The sequence below is a fragment of the Pseudomonas sp. genome (assembly GCF_036387035.1).
In the GTDB taxonomy this organism is placed as follows: Bacteria; Pseudomonadota; Gammaproteobacteria; order Pseudomonadales; family Pseudomonadaceae; genus Aquipseudomonas.
The window spans coordinates 80,400-98,252 of record NZ_DASVUM010000025.1; the positions used below are offsets into that span (position 1 = coordinate 80,400).

At 60.4% G+C, this 17,853-nt stretch carries 21 protein-coding genes; 12 read left to right on the plus strand and 9 right to left on the minus strand.

What is annotated here, in order from left to right; translation table 11 throughout:
- Positions 1-445: 445 nt before the first annotated feature.
- From VF672_RS02545 to tal, 7 genes are all read left to right on the plus strand, one after another.
- Positions 446-889: a CsgE family curli-type amyloid fiber assembly protein gene (locus VF672_RS02545; protein WP_331101128.1), complete on the plus strand. Its 444-nt coding sequence runs from the start codon at positions 446-448 to the stop codon at positions 887-889.
- 11 nt (positions 890-900) lie between these two features.
- Positions 901-1,329 (plus strand): curli assembly protein CsgF, encoded by a 429-nt coding sequence (locus VF672_RS02550; RefSeq protein ID WP_331101130.1) that lies wholly within the window; start codon positions 901-903, stop codon positions 1,327-1,329.
- Positions 1,330-1,391: 62 nt separating this feature from the next.
- On the plus strand, positions 1,392-2,396 hold the full coding sequence (locus tag VF672_RS02555) for a hypothetical protein (protein WP_331101132.1): 1,005 nt from the start codon (positions 1,392-1,394) through the stop codon (positions 2,394-2,396).
- A gap of 52 nt (positions 2,397-2,448) precedes the next feature.
- The gene (locus tag VF672_RS02560; protein WP_331101134.1) at positions 2,449-3,351 is read left to right on the plus strand and encodes a CsgG/HfaB family protein; all 903 of its coding nucleotides are present in this window, start codon (positions 2,449-2,451) and stop codon (positions 3,349-3,351) included.
- On the plus strand, positions 3,335-3,844 hold the full coding sequence (locus tag VF672_RS02565; protein ID WP_331101136.1) for a curlin-associated protein: 510 nt from the start codon (positions 3,335-3,337) through the stop codon (positions 3,842-3,844). Before VF672_RS02560 ends, VF672_RS02565 begins: the two co-directional genes overlap by 17 nt.
- Before the next feature lie 7 nt (positions 3,845-3,851).
- Complete coding sequence (gene csgH, locus VF672_RS02570; protein ID WP_331101138.1) at positions 3,852-4,157, plus strand: curli-like amyloid fiber formation chaperone CsgH; 306 nt, start codon at positions 3,852-3,854, stop codon at positions 4,155-4,157.
- A gap of 340 nt (positions 4,158-4,497) precedes the next feature.
- On the plus strand, positions 4,498-5,424 hold the full coding sequence (tal, locus tag VF672_RS02575; protein ID WP_331101140.1) for a transaldolase: 927 nt from the start codon (positions 4,498-4,500) through the stop codon (positions 5,422-5,424).
- Between the two features lie 92 nt (positions 5,425-5,516).
- On the opposite strand, the gene rssC is transcribed toward tal, so the two are convergent.
- Complete coding sequence (rssC, locus tag VF672_RS02580) at positions 5,517-5,999, minus strand: anti-sigma factor antagonist RssC (protein WP_237253988.1); 483 nt, start codon at positions 5,997-5,999, stop codon at positions 5,517-5,519.
- Positions 5,999-7,180, minus strand: a complete 1,182-nt coding sequence (gene rssB / locus VF672_RS02585) for a two-component system response regulator RssB (RefSeq protein WP_331101142.1) — start codon at positions 7,178-7,180, stop codon at positions 5,999-6,001. The genes rssC and rssB overlap by 1 nt, the downstream gene beginning before the upstream one ends.
- A 262-nt stretch (positions 7,181-7,442) precedes the next feature.
- On the opposite strand from rssB, the gene VF672_RS02590 reads away from it, so the two are divergent.
- A complete protein-coding gene (locus VF672_RS02590) occupies positions 7,443-7,742 on the plus strand; it encodes a PilZ domain-containing protein (RefSeq protein WP_331101143.1) in 300 nt (99 codons plus the stop codon).
- Positions 7,743-7,840: 98 nt separating this feature from the next.
- Here the strand turns inward: VF672_RS02590 and VF672_RS02595 are convergent, their stop codons facing one another.
- Positions 7,841-8,542, minus strand: a complete 702-nt coding sequence (locus tag VF672_RS02595) for a VacJ family lipoprotein (protein ID WP_331101144.1) — start codon at positions 8,540-8,542, stop codon at positions 7,841-7,843.
- A gap of 201 nt (positions 8,543-8,743) precedes the next feature.
- On the opposite strand from VF672_RS02595, the gene VF672_RS02600 reads away from it, so the two are divergent.
- A complete protein-coding gene (locus VF672_RS02600) occupies positions 8,744-9,379 on the plus strand; it encodes an HAD family phosphatase (protein WP_331101145.1) in 636 nt (211 codons plus the stop codon).
- Between the two features lie 111 nt (positions 9,380-9,490).
- Positions 9,491-9,754 carry a DUF4404 family protein gene (locus VF672_RS02605; protein ID WP_331101146.1) on the plus strand — a complete coding sequence of 88 codons (264 nt, stop codon included), beginning with the start codon at positions 9,491-9,493 and terminating at the stop codon, positions 9,752-9,754.
- A 284-nt stretch (positions 9,755-10,038) separates the two neighbouring features.
- Here VF672_RS02605 and queF read toward each other — a convergent pair whose 3' ends face one another.
- The 5 genes from queF to VF672_RS02630 form a co-directional block, all read right to left on the minus strand.
- Positions 10,039-10,869: an NADPH-dependent 7-cyano-7-deazaguanine reductase QueF gene (gene queF, locus VF672_RS02610; RefSeq protein ID WP_331101148.1), complete on the minus strand. Its 831-nt coding sequence runs from the start codon at positions 10,867-10,869 to the stop codon at positions 10,039-10,041.
- 82 nt (positions 10,870-10,951) lie between these two features.
- On the minus strand, positions 10,952-11,506 hold the full coding sequence (locus VF672_RS02615) for a cupredoxin domain-containing protein (RefSeq protein ID WP_414705560.1): 555 nt from the start codon (positions 11,504-11,506) through the stop codon (positions 10,952-10,954).
- Between the two features lie 3 nt (positions 11,507-11,509).
- Positions 11,510-12,754 (minus strand): lipoprotein-releasing ABC transporter permease subunit, encoded by a 1,245-nt coding sequence (locus VF672_RS02620; RefSeq protein WP_331101152.1) that lies wholly within the window; start codon positions 12,752-12,754, stop codon positions 11,510-11,512.
- A gap of 78 nt (positions 12,755-12,832) precedes the next feature.
- Positions 12,833-13,516, minus strand: a complete 684-nt coding sequence (lolD, locus tag VF672_RS02625) for a lipoprotein-releasing ABC transporter ATP-binding protein LolD (protein ID WP_331101154.1) — start codon at positions 13,514-13,516, stop codon at positions 12,833-12,835.
- Between the two features lie 7 nt (positions 13,517-13,523).
- On the minus strand, positions 13,524-14,774 hold the full coding sequence (locus tag VF672_RS02630; protein ID WP_331101156.1) for a lipoprotein-releasing ABC transporter permease subunit: 1,251 nt from the start codon (positions 14,772-14,774) through the stop codon (positions 13,524-13,526).
- Between the two features lie 148 nt (positions 14,775-14,922).
- On the opposite strand from VF672_RS02630, the gene VF672_RS02635 reads away from it, so the two are divergent.
- Both VF672_RS02635 and VF672_RS02640 read left to right on the plus strand, forming a co-directional pair.
- Complete coding sequence (locus VF672_RS02635) at positions 14,923-15,516, plus strand: PilZ domain-containing protein (RefSeq protein WP_331101158.1); 594 nt, start codon at positions 14,923-14,925, stop codon at positions 15,514-15,516.
- A 31-nt stretch (positions 15,517-15,547) separates the two neighbouring features.
- Entirely contained in the window at positions 15,548-16,270 is a 723-nt protein-coding gene (locus VF672_RS02640; protein WP_331101160.1) for a glycerophosphodiester phosphodiesterase, read from the plus strand.
- 42 nt (positions 16,271-16,312) lie between these two features.
- Here the strand turns inward: VF672_RS02640 and sthA are convergent, their stop codons facing one another.
- A complete protein-coding gene (sthA, locus tag VF672_RS02645) occupies positions 16,313-17,707 on the minus strand; it encodes a Si-specific NAD(P)(+) transhydrogenase (protein WP_331101162.1) in 1,395 nt (464 codons plus the stop codon).
- Between the last annotated feature and the right edge of the window lie 146 nt (positions 17,708-17,853).

The window sequence follows — 17,853 nt, forward strand, 5'->3', positions numbered from 1 at the left end:
TCGCAGGTGCGAGCTGTAGGCAACGGCAATGCCTGAACGATGAAGCCGCTGAAAGGCTGGCGTTGGCCACCCAAGTGCGCAAAATTGATTTTCGCAAAGAACGTTAATTGTCGTGATTCGCATAAAACGCACCCACCGAAACGCAGTCAATCTACTGACCGGCTTTAATACACGCCTTATTGTTAGCACGCTAACAAGAAGGCGTTTTTACTTGCCTTTATCGCCGGCTCGATAGAGGCCGCTCTTACAATAAACACTTGTTGATTATTAATTGACGCCACCGATTTGCAACGCCGCCAGTCACCACTTTTACAACCTGCCCTGCATCAATATTAGTGGAAGTTGACGCCAATAAAATAAAGCAGCTTTATTTTGGCCAAGTACTAGCAAAAGACAATTATTCATATATAACGAATAACCACTTGCCCCCCTAATCGTACACACCATGAGAAGACTTGAAGTTCTCGGCCTGCCGCTGGTGCTTCTGTGCGCCGCAACCACGGCATTTGCCCAACCGAGCGTCAATACGACTGCGACCGTTGAACAGCATCGAACGCTTAACCACCGCGATGTTGGCGGCATGGTGATCGGACAAACCATGACCCTGGCCGGTCGTACGTTTTATGACAGTTTCGCCAACACCTGGCGCGATAAAGATGAAGCCGAGACGTTTACCGTCACCATTACCGAACGCCCGACCGCCCGTTTAGGCAGCCAGGTCTTTGTTGATTACGGCAATCGCCGGTTGTTTCAAATGTTCCTGCCGCCTAACCGGACGCTGATTCCAGCCATTGCGGCTGACGCAGCCGGCCAGGTCTACCAGGCCATTCTTGATTATCAGTTGGCGCAATTCTTTGGCGACCCGGACATGGGACGAGACGAGCTATGAGAGGACTCACTATGCAACGCAGTTGGTTTGTTGTCGGCAGCCTCGCGTTAATGGCCGGTATCAGTACAAGTGCCCAGGCCAGTGAACTGGCGTATGTGCCAAACAACCCGTCGTTTGGCGGTAACCCCTTGAACGGTCCGGTGCTGCTCAATCAGGCGCAGGCGCAAAACCACTACGTCGAAAAGTCTTCGTCGTCAGGCGCTTCGGGGCAAACCGCCTTGACCCAGTTCAACAGCATGTTGCAGAGCGCCATCCTGAGCCGGGTGTCGTCGGCCGTGACCTCCAGCATCGTCGGCGCCAATGGCCAACTGGTGCCGGGCACCGTGGAAACCACTGACTTTCGCATCGCAATCACCAACTTGCAGGGCGGCCTGTTGCAGATCGTCACGACCGACAAGAACACCGGCCAGACCACCCAGTTTCAAGTGAATCAACCGTAAGACCCGCCGCAACCGTTTGCCCGCAACACCCACTCATTACAACATTGATAAGGAAGATCATCATGCACGCACGTAAATCCTTACTGTCGCTGGCTATCCTGTTTGCGGTCTCCGGCGCGGCCATGGCCGACTCGAGCACCGTCAACACCAGCCAGGCCGGTTCTGACAACAAACTGGCCGTCGATCAGCAAGGCGCCACCCAGTCGACCGTTACCGTCAATCAGAACGGCGGCCGTAACACCGCTGGCTCCAGCCTCAATGGCGGCACCCCTGTCAGCCAGCGCGCGACCTACAGCAACCTGACCATCAATCAGACCGGCTACTACAACATCGCCGGCGCCAAGCAGGCCGGGAACAACAACTCCGGCTCGATCACTCAGAACGCCGGTGGTCCACAACCGCAAATTGCAAGCCTGGATCAGTCCGGCGGTTACAGCAAAGCGACCATTGATCAACAGGGCAACTACAGCACCAGCGCCTCCATCACCCAGGGCGGCGGTAACAACAACACCGCCAGCACTTCGCAAACCCGCAACAGCACGGGCGTTGGCGGGATCATTTCTCAAGCCGGCAGTTACAACCTGGCGAGCGTTTCGCAACAGGGCAACAGCAACAGCGTGACTGGCAAAGTCACCCAGGCGGGCAACAGCAATACCGGGGCCGTTTCGCAGGAGCGTAACCAGGCGCTGGTAGCCGCCACCCTGCAACAAACCGGCAACAACAACGTCGGCTCCATCCAGCAGACGGGTACTAGCTTCAGCACCGCCACCGCTCAGCAGCGCGGCGACTTCAACACGCTCTCCGTTTCGCAAAACGGCACTTCGCTCACCGCAGACGTGCAGCAGGTCGGCAACAACAATTACGCGTCCAGCACTCAGACCAGCGTCAACAACGAAGAAACCCTGCTGCAGACCGGTAACAACAACCGCGCGGTCGTGAGTCAGACCGGCACTGGCACTTCACAATCCTCCAACATCGTCGGCCTGACCCAGTCCGGCAACAACCTGGTCGCCAACGTCAGCCAGACCGGCGGCAGCGGCAACGTCGCCTCGATCTACCAACATTAAGATGTTTTACCCCGCCAGGGTCTGGCGGGGTTTTCTTGCGGGAAGAGAAAGAATGCGCGTCCGTCCCCTCATGTTGATTTTCACCGCCGTCATGCTGATTGCCGGCTGCACCACGTCTCGCCCTGCCGCGACCATTTCCCCGGCCACGCTTTCGCCTGCGACCCAGAGCCTGCGTGACCTGACTCATCTGCCGCCACCCGCCGGTCCGATCAGCGTCGCCGTGTACGGCCTGCGCGACCAGACCGGTCAGTACAAGCCGTCACCCGACAGCTCGTTTTCCACCTCGGTGACCCAAGGCGCCGCGTCGCTGCTGATCAGCGCGCTGCGCGACTCCCGCTGGTTCAAGCCGGTGGAGCGGGAAAACCTCCAGGACCTGCTCACCGAGCGCAAGATCATCCGCGCGCTGGAGCAGCCGCAGGATCAGGCGCAGGTGCAACTGCCTGCGCTGCGACCGGCGAACATGATCATCGAAGGCGCCATTGTTGCCTACGAGAGCAACGTGCGCACCGGCGGCATCGGCGTTCGCTACCTCGGCGTCGGGCCGTCAGAGCTTTACCGCCAGGATCAGGTGACCGTCAACCTGAGGGCGGTGGACATCCGCACCGGTGACATCATCCAGAGCATCACCACCACCAAAACCGTTTTCTCGATTCAGGTCGATTTCGGCATCTTCCGCTTCGTCTCCCTCAAGCACTTGCTGGAGGTCGAGACCGGACTGTCGCGCAACGAACCCGTGCAGCAATGCGTGCGCGAAGCCATCGAGACCGCGCTGATCCACATGATTGCCCAAGGTGCACGGGACGGCAGCTGGAATCTGAAAAACCCGGGCGACCTGAACAAGCCGCTCCTGCAGAGCTATCTGCAGAGCTACGACGAACAAATGACCACCTTGCCGCTGGCTGATGCGGACAAGGACATTGTTGCCACAGGAGAGAAGAATGGAACGCAACGCTAAAGGATTCGGTTTGGCCGCAGCGCTACTGCTGCTCACCGGCACGCTGGCCCAGGCGCAGGACCTGGTGCGCGAGGCACGCTACGCGGACATCACCGTCGGCAACAGCGTCGCGACCATTTCGCAGATCGGCGCCTCTAACAACGCCCGGGTCGATCAGAGCGGGGCCCGGCAGAATCAGGCGCTGATCCAGACCGGCAGTCGCAACCAGGCGGTGGTTAACCAGAGCGGCGTGAACAATGCGATCACCGCGCAGCAGAACGGCACGGCCAACACCGCGCAGGTCAATCAGTCGGGCAATAACAACCAGACCGGCGTTGCCCAGTACGGCACTGACAACGCCGCCAGCGTGGTGCAGACCGGCGCTTACAATCAGGCTTTCGTCGGTCAGTACGGTCAGGCCAACCAGGCCAGCGTCAGCCAGGCCGGGTTCGGCGGTGCCGTCTCGATCAAGCAGTTCGGTGACAACATGAACGCCAGCGCGACGCAGCGGTGACCCTGTGATGGACTTTACTCAGCTAATCGCGAGCCTGGACATCCAGCACCGAGGTTCAACGGTGATCATCCGCCCGCGCCTCGAGAACCCTGCCCCGCTCACGCTGCACTACCGCATGACGGTCAGGCAGACCAGCGCCCAAGGCACCTCGTCCATCAACCAGCAGGGCGACCTGCAGACCGGCGTCGCGGCGAACAGCGTGAGCCTGACCCTGCCAGCCGAGGCGACGTGCCAGGTTCACCTCGAAGTCTTCGACCAGGCTACGCAGATCCAGACGGTCGACAGCGACTGCCGGGAAGCGCCCATTCGCTGATCCTGGCATCCGACAGGGGCGCCGGCACTCGACGCTTGTTTCCCTCTGCGGGCCCGGAGCAGCCCATCGGCGGATAAGATGCCGGCCAGCGGGAACATCCCGGGCCGTCCGCGCTCCAAGCAGTCTGGATTCGAGTATCCGTCCTCCTCGGGAACCGACAGACCATGACCCCGCGCTGTCTTTTCAAAAAAGCTTGCAGCGCCCGGATCATGGCGAACGCGCAGGCACACTGTTTGCGCAAGCGCAGGCGTCTAGACCCGCGTATCTGTTGCGGTTTACGCCCTTGAGTGACCGGCGGGGCTCGGGTAAGGTCAGCAAACCCACAGGACAGAGCACGCTCATGACTTCCAAGCTGGAACAACTCAAGCAATTCACCACCGTCGTCGCCGACACCGGCGATTTCGCCGCCATCGAAAAGCTCAAGCCCGTTGACGCCACCACCAACCCTTCCCTGTTGCTCAAAGCCGCCTCCAGCGAGAGCAACAGCGACCGTTTGAAAGAAGCGTTCAACGGCAGCAACAATGACATCAACGTTGCCAGCGACCGCTTCGCCGTGGCCATCGGTCGTGAAATTCTGAAAGTGGTGCCTGGCCGCGTATCGACCGAAGTCGACGCCCGCCTGTCGTTCGACACTCAGGCCTGCATCGACCGCGCTGATCGCATCGTTGGCCTGTACGAAGATTTCGGCATCGGACGCGAGCGCATCCTGATCAAGCTGGCTTCCACCTGGGAAGGCATCAAGGCCGCTGAGGTGCTGGAGAAGAAAGGCATTCAGTGCAACCTGACTCTGCTGTTTTCCTTCGCACAGGCACAAGCCTGCGCTGACGCCGGCGTGTTCCTGATCTCGCCATTCGTGGGCCGCATCTACGACTGGTACAAGAAAGCAGAAGGCAAAGACTACGTCGGCGCTGAAGATCCGGGCGTCCAGTCGGTCACCCGCATCTACAACTACTACAAGGCCAACGATTACAAGACCGTGGTCATGGGCGCGAGCTTCCGCAACCTCAGCCAGATCGAAGAACTGGCCGGCTGCGACCGCCTGACCATCAGCCCTGACCTGCTGCAAAAGCTGGCCGAAGACAACGGTCCGCTGGTCCAGAAGCTCAAGCCGGGCAATGGCGGCGAAGCGCGTGTCACCCTCAACGAAAGCCAGTTCCGCTGGGCTTCCAACGAAGACGCCATGGCCACCGAGAAACTGGCTGAAGGCATTCGTCAGTTTGCCCGTGACCAGGTCGCGCTGGAAAAGATGCTGTCGGCCAAAGCCTAAAGCGTCAGGCATGTAAAAAGGGCGGCACCCTAGGGGTACCGCCCTTTTTTATCGCCTCAATTCAGGACCGGGGCGTGCCGTTACAGGCGTTGCTATTGGTGTTCGAGGGCATTGACCAGATCACGGAAGGCTTCGCGGTTGGAGTCGTTCAAGCCCATCAGTATCTTGTGCGCCTCGAGGACCTTCGCCTTGACCACGTCTTCGCACTGATCCTGCGTCGGCAGGTCGCTAAGGGCTTCAAGACGCGGAATCGGGCGACCCACGATATTGAACACCTGATCGAAGCCCATGGACTGCAACAGGCGCGTGATGTCTTCGTGGGTGGTCACGACCGTTGGCAACAGCCCTGCCTTCTGGCGCGAGAGGATCGACAGCTTGGCCAGCAGACCCAGGGTCGTGCTGTCGATGCTGCGGGTTTCGGTCAGATCGATGACCACCGTCGAGAAGTTCATCGAGGTGAAGATTCGTTCAATTGTCGCATCCAACGCCGAGCACAGTGTCAGACGCACTTCACCCACAAATTTGAGGACGAACGTGCCATCTTGCTCGGCGAACTGGATTCTACCGGTACTCATTAAAGGTTCCTGCTCAACACTAACAAGGCGATATCATCCGGCATCTCCCCGAGTGTGGCCAATCCAAACGTCTGGCGCAGACCATCCAGGCTGCCCCCCGCCGCCTTGACCAGTTCGGGCAAGTTGGCTTCTTTCTCTTTGAGTGTATCACCTGGCAGAAGGTCCAGAATGCCGTCAGACAGCAGCGTCAGACTAAAGGACTCCGGCAGGTCGATCACATGATCGGTGTACGTTGCTTCATTGAACAGCCCCACCGGCAGACCACGGCCTTCTAGGTAATGCGTGTCGCCAGGGGTGTAGAACACCGGCAGCGGCAGATGGCCGCCGACGCTGTAGGTCAACTGGCCGGTTTCCTCGTCGATGACGCCGCCCACCATCGTCACGTGCTTGCCCAGCTTGCAGCTGATCAGCCCTCGGTTGATGTGGCCCAGCACGTCGGACGGCTTGAACTCCGGCAAACTGCCGCCGCGCTTGGACTCGAACAGCAGGCGCGTGGTCATGAATTTCAACAGCACGGTAATGAACGCGGACGATGCGCCATGGCCGGATACGTCGGCCAGGTAGAACGCAACGCGGCGCTCATCTACCCGGAAGTAGTCAACGAAATCCCCCGACAGGTACAGCGACGGAATGATCTCATGTTCGAATTCGAACGCGTCGATGGCCCAGGGGCTGGTCGGCAGCATATTCATCTGCACCTGACGGCCCGCGTCCTGGTCTTCCTGCAGCAGATGCAGGCTGGCCTCGAGTTCGCGGTTGGCGGTCTCCAGCTTCTGTCGGTATTCCTGGTTTTCCTGGAGCAGCCGTGCCCGATCGAGCGCACGACGGACCGAGTGTTCCAGCACGGCGAGGTCTTCGAGGGGTTTGATCAGGTAATCGGCGGCACCCAGGCGCAGCGCTTCAACCGCATCGCTCATCACACCCGCACCTGACACCACGATGACCGGCGTTTCCGGTGCAAGGCTGGTGACCTGACGGATCAGCTCGAGGCCGCCCACCTGCGGCATGCGCAGATCGCAGATCAGCAGATCGGGCTTTTTCTGCTCGAATGTCTGTAGACCCTGCAAGCCATTACCGGCTTGCAGAACACTGAACCCACTGTCTTCCAAATAGGCGGCGAGACTCGCGCGCACTACTTCGTCGTCATCGATGATCAGCAGCGTGGCACTGGTTTTTTGCATGTGGGCAAACGGCGCCAGATAGGTTGGCGTAGGCGGCTGGTTGCAGTCAGGCCGCGTACTGGATTCGCTTCTAGCCTCTCTGGCGCGTAGCGGACTTTTGGTCAAACGCTTCGCATGTCAGAGCTGCCCTTCAAGGCGCAGACGGTACTCCCATCCGCTTGGCGTTTCAAGCGTAGCCCCGCTGCCGAGCGGTGTCTTTACATCGCAAATCACCCGGAGTTATAAGAACCGTTAAATCAGCAATCAAAACAAAGGATGTGTCATGGGCCAGCTCGATCGCGATTACGAAGAAAAACGGGATTACATTCGCATGCGGGTCGATGCGGACATCAACCTTATCTACGCCGGCCAGATTATCCCGGCGGTGTGCGTGGACTTATCCAGCTCCGGCATGCAGATACAGGCGCCCCGCACCTTTCAGGTCGGCGACAAGATCAGCGTGCGCATCGATTCCGAGCACGCTGCACTCAAGGGCCTGGAAGCCGACACGGAGGTGGTCTGGATCGCCGACGTTGACGGCGGCGAACAGAAACTGGGCCTGACGATTCTGGCAATGAAGTAACCGCCACCGGGAACCGCGTCACATTTCCGAAAAATACCGAAAATAAAAAAGGCGACCCTGAGGTCGCCTTTTTAGCATCGTTTTCCGGAACGGCTGGATCAGAAGTCGTCGACGACCTTGCCGTCTTTGACCTTGAACTCGCGGTTCTGCAAGTAAGCGTTGCGGATGAAGATGTACTTGTCGCCATTGATCAGCTTTTCAGCCGACAGCAGGCTGGCGCGGGTGTCGACGACGCTCACGCCCAGCGCAGTGTTGCGCGTCGGCACGTGATCGATGTAACGCCAAGGCTGGGTGTAGGTGTCCGGGTATTTGGCGAATGCGTCACGCACCGTGCTCGGACCGAACAGCGGCAGCATCACGAACGGGCCGCTGGCCACGCCCCAATGGCCGAGGGTCTGGCCGAAGTCTTCATCGTTGCGCTGCAGGCCCATCTTGGTGCCGACGTCGAAGAAACCGAGCAGGCCGAAGGTGGTGTTGAAGATCAGGCGAGCGGTGTCAACGCCGGCCGCTTCAGGCTTGGCCTGGAGCACGTCGTTGGCAAAGTTGGTCACTTCACCGACGTTTTTGAACATGTTGTGGATGCCGTCTTCGAGAAACTGCGGCGTGATGAACTCATAGCCCTGGGCGATGGGTTTCAGCGCGTACGTGTCGACGGTGTCGTTGAAACGGAAAATTGCACGGTTGACGCCTTCCCATGGATCTTCGTCCGCCGCGTTTGCAGCCATCGGCGCCACGGCCAGACTGGCCCACACGCACGTTCGAACCAGACGATTGATAAAGCCAGCACCGTTCTCGGGCATAGCTGAGACTCCCAGTCAAAGTAATCAAGCGGGCGCTACGCCCCAAACCAAAGGCGGGAGTATAAAGCCTTCTGTGACTATTTACGTCGCTGAAATGGACGGCGTTATGTAGGGCAATAAACAGACGGTGGCACTGTCATCGTTCAGTCATCGGTTTGTCATGGCGATCCCCTACCGTCAACGGCTTTGAGAGGGAATGCCATGCTCGCCCCGGTCGCCGTCGCTGCGCCTTCGTTCACCGCTGTCTTGTTCGGACTGAGCGGCTGCCTCGTCGATTTCGGTGCCCAGACCCGGACGCTGCTGGGCAGCGATGGCAAGTCCCTCGTCTCGCAGCATGCCCAGCCGTTCGCCACGCTTGCACCCGGTGCAATCAACGCACTGAAGCACCTCAGCCAACGTGGCATTCCCTGCGCGTGGCTCGATGAATACCCCTCCTCCATCACCGATCAACTGGCCGCGCCCCTCAACACGATGATTCTGCCCACGTGCGCGCCAAGCCACCGCTGGCCGGCGCCTGATGCGTGCTGGCAGGCGCTGATGACCCTGGGCGTCAAGCAGCTGGACGGCTGCGTGCTGGTCAGCGGCGATCCGCGCCTGATCATGGCGGGCATCAATGCGGGGCTGTGGACCGTCGGGCTGGCGTCGTGCGGCCCGCTGTGCGGTTTGTCGCCCGAGCAGTGGGAAGCGCTGAGCAGCCTGGAGCGTGAGCGGCGTCGCGGCCGTGCCACGCTGGAGCTGTACGCCGCCGGCGCGCATTCGGTCATTGATCATCTGGGCGAGCTGGAATCGTGCCTCGCCGATATCACGCTGCGCCGACAGAAGTCGGAAAAGCCCTGAGTTGACTGACGTCATGCACGGCGGGCCGGAGTGGATTAGTCTAAGGCGGTCAAGGACCTTTGCCTGCGCATTGCGGTCCATCGTGAGACTAATCAGAGTAAGGAACACCTCATGTCCGTCAGTGACTTGCAGCTACAACTCAACACCCTGCGCGACCAGCTGGAGCAAAATCCACAGCTGACGCTGGAGGAGCGCGGGAATCTGACCGAAGTCATGGAGCAGATCCAGGCGCAGATCGAACTCGAGACCGTCTCCCAGGACCCTAGCATTGCCGATGGCGTGAACCTCGCGGTCGAGCGCTTTGAGGTCGACCACCCCACCATCGCAGGCACCCTGCGCAATGTGCTGGTGACGCTGGGCAGCATGGGGATCTGATTCAGGCATCCGCGCGCTCACCTCATTGAAACAGGCCGGCTCAATTCTGTGGGAGCCGGCTTGCTGGCGAAGGCGGTGGGTCAGTCACCCTCCCATCGTCTGAGCATTCGGGTTCGCCAGCAAGCCGGCTCCTACGGATTTTGTGTGCGCCGACGATCGCCTGCGTCGCCGAGATCCCCTTTAGAAGCGCGCTTGCCCGTGAGTGCGGTGGGTCAGTCGACAGCTTCGTTTAAGACCCACCCGTTCCCCACCAAGCCGGCTACAACAAATGGGGGAGCACTGGCTCACTGCCGCGCGAGGCGGCCGTTGTCCAGCGTCAGCCTCTCCGTGCTGCGATAGGGATTGATGTCCAGCCCGCCCCGTCGCACGTAGCGCGCGTGCACGGTCAGAGTCTGCGGCTTCAGCAGGCGCTGAAGGTCCATGAAGATTCGCTCCACGCACTGCTCGTGGAAATCCGAATGCTGGCGAAAGCTGACGATGTAGGCCAGAAAGCTTGCGTGGTCCAGCGCCGCGCCACGGTAGTGCACGGCGACGCTGCCCCAGTCGGGCTGGCTCGTTACGGGACAGTTGGATTTAAGCAGATGGCTGTGCAGGGCATCGTCCACCACCCGCGATGCATCGCAGCGCAGCAGTTCGGGTTGGGGGCGGTCATAGCTGGAAATCGTCACGTCGAGGTCATCGACGCAGACACCCGGTACCGCGACGATACCCTCGGCCTCAATGTCCTTCAGGCTGCGAATGCGCACCCCCACCGGCTTGCCGGCCGCAGCGGACAGGTCCTTCACCAGTGTTGCGATGAGCTCGGCTTCAGAGGCGAACGCGGTTTGATTCAGCGAGTTCAGGTACAGCTTGAACGACTTGGATTCGATGATATTGGCCGAGTCCGCCGGAATGCTGAACTCACCAATCGCCACCACCGGCTTGCCCGACGGCAACAGCCAGGACAGCTCGTAGCAATTCCAGAAATCGACACCTTGATAAGGCAACGTCTCGGCGGTCAGACCCAGCTCTGCCCATTTGGCAGCGCGCGGGATCGGGAACAGCAAAGACGGTGTGTACGTGGCGATGTATTCGCTGGACTTGCCCAGCGGCGAGTGTTCGGCTGCGGGATGCATGGCGGGAACCTGAACCTGAAAAAAGTGGCTGTTAAAAACCAAGGCCGCGGAGTTTATCGGGTTCGGCACGGGTTTTCAGCGTTTACCGACTGATCGCTACCTTGCCCACCATGCCGGCCTGATAATGCCCCGGAAGATTGCAGGCGAACTCAAGGCCCGTGGCGTCGGCAAACGTCCAGGTCAATTCGGCGGTCTTGCCCGGCTCGACCAGCACGCTGTTGGGATCGTCGTGCTTCATGCCACCCATGGACGCGTCCCCGTCCGGGCCTGCGCCGTGGGCCATCCCATGTTGCATACCGGCCATGTCGTGCTTCATGCCGGTCGGAGTGAGCACGCCGCTGGCGACCATTTTCAGCATTTCCTGCTGGTGCGCCGCATGCATCGCCGCGTCCCCCAGGTTGAATTCGTGCAGCAACCGCCCCTTGTTGACCAGCACAAACCGCACGGTTTCGCCTTTTTTTACGGTCAGCGATTGTGGCTCGAAATACATGTCGCCAAGCGTCACTTCGACGGTACGCGTTGCCTGCTCAGCGGCAGCCGGGTGGCCGAACGCGTAATGCCCGTCCGGGCTCGCCTGCGACGACAGGCTCACACTCAGCAACGCGGCAGCGGCGAAAAAGCGGGGCGACATGGGCATCTCCTACTCGTAGCGCAGGGCGTGAGCCGGCTGGATCTGTGCGGCGCGGTAGGCCGGATAAATCGTCGCCAGAAAGCTGAGAATGAAGCCAGCACTGCAGATCAGCGCCACATCGCTACCTTCAAGTTGAGACGGGAGATTGCTGATGAAGTACACGTCCGACGTGAAGATGTGCTGGCCTGTCACGCGCTCGACCCAGCCGACAATCTGACTGACGTTGATCGCCGCGATCACCCCCAGCACGCCGCCAATGACCGTCCCGACGATGCCGATCACGGTGCCCTGCACCATGAAAATCGCCATGATCTGTCCAGGCGTAGCGCCGATCGTTCGCAGGATCGCGATGTCGGCGCCCTTGTCGTTCACCACCATAATCAGCGTGGCGATGATGTTGAACGCCGCCACCGCGACGATCATCAGCAACAGCAGGCCAATCATGGTTTTTTCCATCTTCATCGCGCTGAACAGACTGCCTTGGGTGTGAGTCCAGTCATCTGCCTTGTAGTCCGCGCCGAGTCCGGCGGCAATGGCCGTGGACACCTGCGGCGCCGCATACAGATCAGTCAGCGCCAGGCGCACCCCCTGCACCTGATTGGGCTGCCAGCGCTGGATCACCGCGGCATCCGCCACGTTGACCAGCGCCATCGAGCCGTCCAGTTCAGCGCCGACCTTGAACACCCCGACCACGGTCAGCCGCTGCAGGCGCGGGGTAATGCCACCCGGGGCGCTGCTGATTTCCGGCACGATCAGGGTCAGCTTGTCGCCCACGTTCAGACGAAAGCGTCGGGCGGTGATTTCGCCGATCACCACACCAAATTCACCCGGCTTCAAATCCTGCAGACGGCCCTGCACGATGTGCTGGGTCACGATCGACACTTTGGGTTCCAGCGCCGGGTCCACGCCGTTGATTTGAATGGGTTGCATCGAGCCTTTGTACGACAGCATGCCGTCCATTTCGGTGAACGGCACCGCGGCAGTGACCTGTGGGTCCTTGAGCGAGGCGTTGGCAGCCGGCTGCCAGTCGTCCAGCGGCTTGACCCCGGAAATCACGGCGTGGGGCACCATGCCAAGAATGCGCGAGCTCATTTCCTGCTGGAATCCGTTCATTACGGACAGCACTACGATCATCGCCAGCACGCCCAGCGCCAGCCCGATCATCGAGGTCATTGAAATGAACGAGATGAAGTGGTTGCGACGCTTGGCCCGCGTGTAGCGCGTACCGATAAAGATGGATAACGGTCTGAACATTCGTGGAGCACCGTAACTAAGCAGCTAAAGGTAAAAAACGCCGATGCCCGGGAAACCCCGAGCATGGGGCTGTACGGATCATGCTTCGACCAGACGGCCTTCTTCGAGACGCCACACGCGGTCCATCTGCCGGGCCAGCGTCATGTCATGGGTCACCACCAGAAAGGCGGTGCGCGACGACGTGCTGAGCTCCAGCATCAAATCCTGAATCCCCTGCGCTGTGTGCGAGTCAAGGTTGCCGGTGGGCTCGTCGAGCATCACCAACCCCGGCTGATTGACCAGCGCGCGGGCGATGGCGACGCGCTGACGTTCGCCACCCGACAATTCCGAAGGCTTGTGTGCCAGACGGTGCTTGAGCCCTACCCGCTCCAGCAGCGCGGTAGCACGTTGCCGGGCTTCGGGAATGGACGTCTTGCCGATCAGCAGCGGCATGCAGACGTTTTCCAGCGCGGTGAACTCGGCCAGCAAGTGGTGGAATTGATAGACAAAGCCCAGGGCGCGATTGCGCAGCAGGCCGCGGGCCTTCTCGTTTAGCGCCGAAAGCTCTTCGCCGGCCAGCCAGACACTGCCCTCGGTGGGCGTGTCGAGGCCGCCCAAAAGGTTGAGCAAGGTGCTCTTGCCCGACCCCGAACTGCCGACGATCGCCACCCGTTCGCCCGGGTGCAACTCCAGCTGCAGGCCCGACAGGACGACCACGGATTCCGGACCTTCCTCGTAGGACTTGCCCAGGTTGCGGCAGCTCAATACAGCTTTATCACTCATGCCCGACTCACTCATAACGTAGCGCCTCCGCCGGCTGGGTGCGCGCCGCACGCCAGGCTGGATACAGGGTGGCGAGGAAACTAAGGACCAACGCCGCGCCGCACACCAGCAGCACGTCCTGGGTCATCAATTGCGACGGCAGATAGTCGATGAAATAGACATCCGCGTTGAGAAACTTGTGGCCGATCAGGCCTTCCAGCGCGGAAATCGCCGAGCTGACATTGAGCGCTGCAAGGATGCCGACACCGGCGCCGATCAGCGTACCGACCACCCCGATGACCGTGCCCTGGACCATGAAAATCGCCATGATTTGGCCCGGGGTCGCGCCCAGTGTGCGAAGAATGGCGATGTCACCGCGCTTGTCGTTGACCACCATGACCAGCGTGGAAATGATGTTGAACGCCGCCACTGCCACGATCAGCAACAGCAGCAGGCCGATGATGGATTTTTCCATGCCGATCGCCTGATACAGGTTGCCGTGGGTACGGGTCCAGTCACGGGAGTAATACTGATGCTCACCGAGGTTCTGGGCGATCTCGTACGCCGTGCGCGGCGCTTTGAACAGGTCGGTGAATTTCAGCCGCAAGCCCTGCACCTGATCCGGCTTCCAACGGTGCAGCCGCGCCAGATCCTGCAGGTTGGTGACGCCCAGGTAGCCGTCCAGCTCGCCGGCGCCGACATGAAAAATGCCGACCACGGTGAAGCGCTTCATGCGTGGGAACATGCCGGCCGGGGTGACGGTGACTTCGGGCGATACGAAGGTGACTTTGTCGCCCATGCCGACACCGAGCTTGGTCGCGGCCTTGTCGCCGATCACTACGCCGAAGCCCCCGGCGACCAGGTCGTCCAGGCTGCCCTGCTTCATGAAGCCGTCAATGATCGACACCTTGCGCTCCTGCGCCGGGTCGATGGCATTGAGCAGGATCTTCTGCACGTTGCCGTTGTTGGTCAGCAGGCCTTGCATCTGGGTGAACGGGGCGACGGCTTCGACCTGTTTGTTCTGCTTGACGCGGGCCGCCAGGGCCGGCCAGTCGCTGATGGGCTCGCCGGACTCGATGGTAGCGTGGGGCACCATGCCCAGCACGCGGGTGCGCATCTCATGGTCGAAGCCATTCATGACCGACAGCACGACGATCATCACCACCACGCCCAGGGCGAGGCCGATCATCGACGTCAGGGAAATGAAGGAGACAAAATGGTTGCGGCGCTTCGCACGGGTATAACGCGTGCCGATGAATACGAAAAGAGGTCTGAACATTTAGGGGCTTGTTCGGAGGAATGGGAACGTCCTTGTGGCGGGCCTGGGCAAGCGGCTTTACACTCGAAGCACAGCCCAATCTTGCTCGATTTGCTGAGCCATGATTTTGAGCAATCACTCTGACAACCGCCGCTACCATGGGTTCGCCATGCCGACACTAGATGAAGAAGAACGCCGCGAATACTACCGTATCGAGGACAGCGTCGCACTGGAAATTAACCCCATTGCCGGCCTCGGCACGGCAGGTGATCCAGGGTTCCACGACACCTCCACGCTCTTCGATCTGTTGAGCGAATTGCACGTTGCCGAGTTTGAATCCCAGCATTTGCTGCGCCAGCTGGACGATCGCGACCGCACCACCAACAGCTTTCTTCGTGCGATGAGCAAGCGCATCGACCTGCTGGGCCAGGTGGTTGCGCACACTGCGCTGGGCAAGCTGGGTGCCCCGCAGCGCGTGGTCATGTCGGAGGGCGGCCTGCAATTCGAGACCGCTCAACCCTTCCCGGCGGGCACCCTGTTGTCCGTGAAAATGGTCCTGATGCCCCAGGCGTCGGGAATGATGCTGCGCGCCCGGGTGACCCATTGCGATGCCTTGGCCATCGGCGATTTTGACGTCGGCACCGAGTGGGTCGACCTCACCGACGCCCAGCGCCAGTTGCTCGCCCGACACATCCTGCAACGACAAGCCGCGCAGAGACGACTGGCGCGTGAACACGCCGACCCCGACGTAAAACCGAACTGATTTCAGCCCTACGCGTACCCAAGGAGTGAATGTGACCATTATTTACGGCCACCGCGGCGCCAAGGGCGAAGCACCGGAAAATACTCTGACCAGCTTTCAGGAATGCCTCAAGCACGGCGTCAAACGTTGCGAACTGGATCTGCATTTGTCCCGTGACGGCGAACTGATGGTGATTCACGACCCGACCCTCAAGCGCACCACGGCCCGGCGTGGCAAAGTCGTTGAACACGACGCCGTCGACCTCGTGACCTACGACGCGCGCCAGGGCGGACCGGGCTGGGTGCAGCCCTGCCCCATACCGCGCCTGGAGGAGCTGTTCGAGAAGTGCGCCTTCGATCACTGGCAGCTGGAGGTCAAAAGCGCATCACGCACCCGTGCGGCGACGACCGTGCTGGCCATACGCGAAATGGCCCAGCGTCACGGATTGCTGGATAAGGTGACGATCACCTCCAGTTCACGGGAAGTGCTGCGCGCGGCCCTGGAGCTGACGCCTGACATTTCACGCGGGCTGGTGGCGGAGTACGCCTGGCTTGATCCGCTGAAAGTCGCTCAGGGTTATGGCTGCGAGATACTCGCCCTGAACTGGACGCTGTGCACGCCCGAGCGGTTGAAGAAGGCCCAGAATCAGGGCCTTCATGTGTCGGTGTGGACGGTCAACGAGCCCGCGCTTATGCGCAGACTCGCCGACTTCGGCGTCGACAGCCTGATTACAGACTTTCCCGGTTTGGCCAGCGCCACCCTTGGGAAATACTGAAATCGGTTTCCCCGGCCGGCTCAGGCCACCGGCCGGAGCCGCTCAAAAAAGCCGGTTGAGGCCGTCGTATGCGGCGACCCGATAGGCCTCCGCCATGGTCGGGTAGTTGAACGTGGTATTGACGAAGTACTTGATGGTGTTCGCCTCGCCTGGCTGGTTCATGATCGCCTGACCGATGTGCACGATCTCGGACGCCTGGTCGCCGAAGCAGTGAACGCCGAGGATCTGCAGGGTTTCGCGGTGAAACAGGATCTTCAGCATGCCGACCGGCTCGTTGGAAATCTGCGCACGCGCCATGCTTTTGAAAAACGCCTTGCCCACCTCGTACGGCACTTTGGCAATGGTCAGGTCATGTTCGTTCTGGCCGATCGAGCTGATCTCGGGAATGGTGTAGATCCCGGTCGGCACGTCGTTGACGAACCGCCACGCGCCGTTATCAACCGCACTGCCTGACGCCGAGCGACCCTGGTCATACGCAGCACTGGCCAGACTCGGCCAGCCGATCACGTCGCCGGCGCCATAAATGTTGGGCTGGCTGGTGCGGTAGGCTTCGTCGACTTCGATCTGCCCACGACCGTTGGCCTTGATGCCTACGTTTTCCAGACCCAACTTGTCGGTATTGCCGGTCCGGCCGTTGCACCACAGCAAGGCATCAGCCTTGACCTTTTTGCCAGACTTCAAGTGCAGGATCACACCGTTGTCCAGCCCTTCAACACGCTCATACTCCTCGTTGTGGCGAACCATCACGTTGTTGTTGCTGAAGTGATAGCTCAGGCCCTGGGAGATTTCCGAGTCCAGGAAGCTCAGCAATTGGTCACGGTTGTCGATCAGTTCGATTTCGACGCCAAGGCCACTGAAGATCGACGCGTATTCGCAGCCGATGACACCCGCCCCATAGATGATCAATTTGCGCGGGGTATGGCCCAGGCTGAGGATGGTGTCGCTGTCATAGATGCGTTTGTGGGAAAAGTCGATATCGGCGGGGCGATAAGGTCGCGAGCCGGTGGCGATGATGATCTGGTTGGCAACCAGCTTCTCGACGACGCCACTGTTGCACACCACGTCGATGCTGCGCTCGTCGGCGAAGCTGCCGGTGCCGAAAAAGACGTCAACGCGGTTGCGCGCGTAGTAACCGGTGCGCGAAGCGACTTGTTTGTTGATGACCTTCTCGGCGTTTTTCAACACGTCAGGGAACGAAAACCAGCGTGGCTCGCCAATGGCCCGGAACATCGGGTTGGTGTTGAACTGGATGATCTGCTTGACCGAGTGACGCAGGGCCTTGGACGGGATCGTGCCCAGGTGGGTGCAATTGCCGCCGACCTGCCGACGGCTGTCGACCATTGCCACTTTACGCCCGGCTTTGGCCGCGTTCATCGCCGCGCCCTCACCCGCCGGGCCCGAACCCAGCACTACCACGTCATAGTTGTAGACAGCCATGCGTACTCCTCAGAACTGGCCGAGACACCCATCTGGTGCCTCCGGCTGAATCATGCCGCCGCGCGGGCGGCTTGAAGGTCGAAACTCGCGGCGCAGTCTAGTCTCACCGAAGGAAAAGGACCATTAACCCTTGGTCGCGTCCCCCG

Bases quoted from the DNA above. Each gene is read 5' to 3' on its own strand.
- VF672_RS02545 (WP_331101128.1), top strand. From the start codon at position 446: ATGAGAAGACTTGAAGTTCTCGGCCTGCCGCTGGTGCTTCTGTGCGCC.
- VF672_RS02550 (WP_331101130.1), top strand. From the start codon at position 901: ATGCAACGCAGTTGGTTTGTTGTCGGCAGCCTCGCGTTAATGGCCGGT.
- VF672_RS02555 (WP_331101132.1), top strand. From the start codon at position 1,392: ATGCACGCACGTAAATCCTTACTGTCGCTGGCTATCCTGTTTGCGGTC.
- VF672_RS02560 (WP_331101134.1), top strand. From the start codon at position 2,449: ATGCGCGTCCGTCCCCTCATGTTGATTTTCACCGCCGTCATGCTGATT.
- VF672_RS02565 (WP_331101136.1), top strand. From the start codon at position 3,335: ATGGAACGCAACGCTAAAGGATTCGGTTTGGCCGCAGCGCTACTGCTG.
- csgH (WP_331101138.1), top strand. From the start codon at position 3,852: ATGGACTTTACTCAGCTAATCGCGAGCCTGGACATCCAGCACCGAGGT.
- tal (WP_331101140.1), top strand. From the start codon at position 4,498: ATGACTTCCAAGCTGGAACAACTCAAGCAATTCACCACCGTCGTCGCC.
- rssC (WP_237253988.1), bottom strand. From the start codon at position 5,999: ATGAGTACCGGTAGAATCCAGTTCGCCGAGCAAGATGGCACGTTCGTC.
- rssB (WP_331101142.1), bottom strand. From the start codon at position 7,180: ATGCAAAAAACCAGTGCCACGCTGCTGATCATCGATGACGACGAAGTA.
- VF672_RS02590 (WP_331101143.1), top strand. From the start codon at position 7,443: ATGGGCCAGCTCGATCGCGATTACGAAGAAAAACGGGATTACATTCGC.
- VF672_RS02595 (WP_331101144.1), bottom strand. From the start codon at position 8,542: ATGCCCGAGAACGGTGCTGGCTTTATCAATCGTCTGGTTCGAACGTGC.
- VF672_RS02600 (WP_331101145.1), top strand. From the start codon at position 8,744: ATGCTCGCCCCGGTCGCCGTCGCTGCGCCTTCGTTCACCGCTGTCTTG.
- VF672_RS02605 (WP_331101146.1), top strand. From the start codon at position 9,491: ATGTCCGTCAGTGACTTGCAGCTACAACTCAACACCCTGCGCGACCAG.
- queF (WP_331101148.1), bottom strand. From the start codon at position 10,869: ATGCATCCCGCAGCCGAACACTCGCCGCTGGGCAAGTCCAGCGAATAC.
- VF672_RS02615 (WP_414705560.1), bottom strand. From the start codon at position 11,506: ATGCCCATGTCGCCCCGCTTTTTCGCCGCTGCCGCGTTGCTGAGTGTG.
- VF672_RS02620 (WP_331101152.1), bottom strand. From the start codon at position 12,754: ATGTTCAGACCGTTATCCATCTTTATCGGTACGCGCTACACGCGGGCC.
- lolD (WP_331101154.1), bottom strand. From the start codon at position 13,516: ATGAGTGATAAAGCTGTATTGAGCTGCCGCAACCTGGGCAAGTCCTAC.
- VF672_RS02630 (WP_331101156.1), bottom strand. From the start codon at position 14,774: ATGTTCAGACCTCTTTTCGTATTCATCGGCACGCGTTATACCCGTGCG.
- VF672_RS02635 (WP_331101158.1), top strand. From the start codon at position 14,923: ATGCCGACACTAGATGAAGAAGAACGCCGCGAATACTACCGTATCGAG.
- sthA (WP_331101162.1), bottom strand. From the start codon at position 17,707: ATGGCTGTCTACAACTATGACGTGGTAGTGCTGGGTTCGGGCCCGGCG.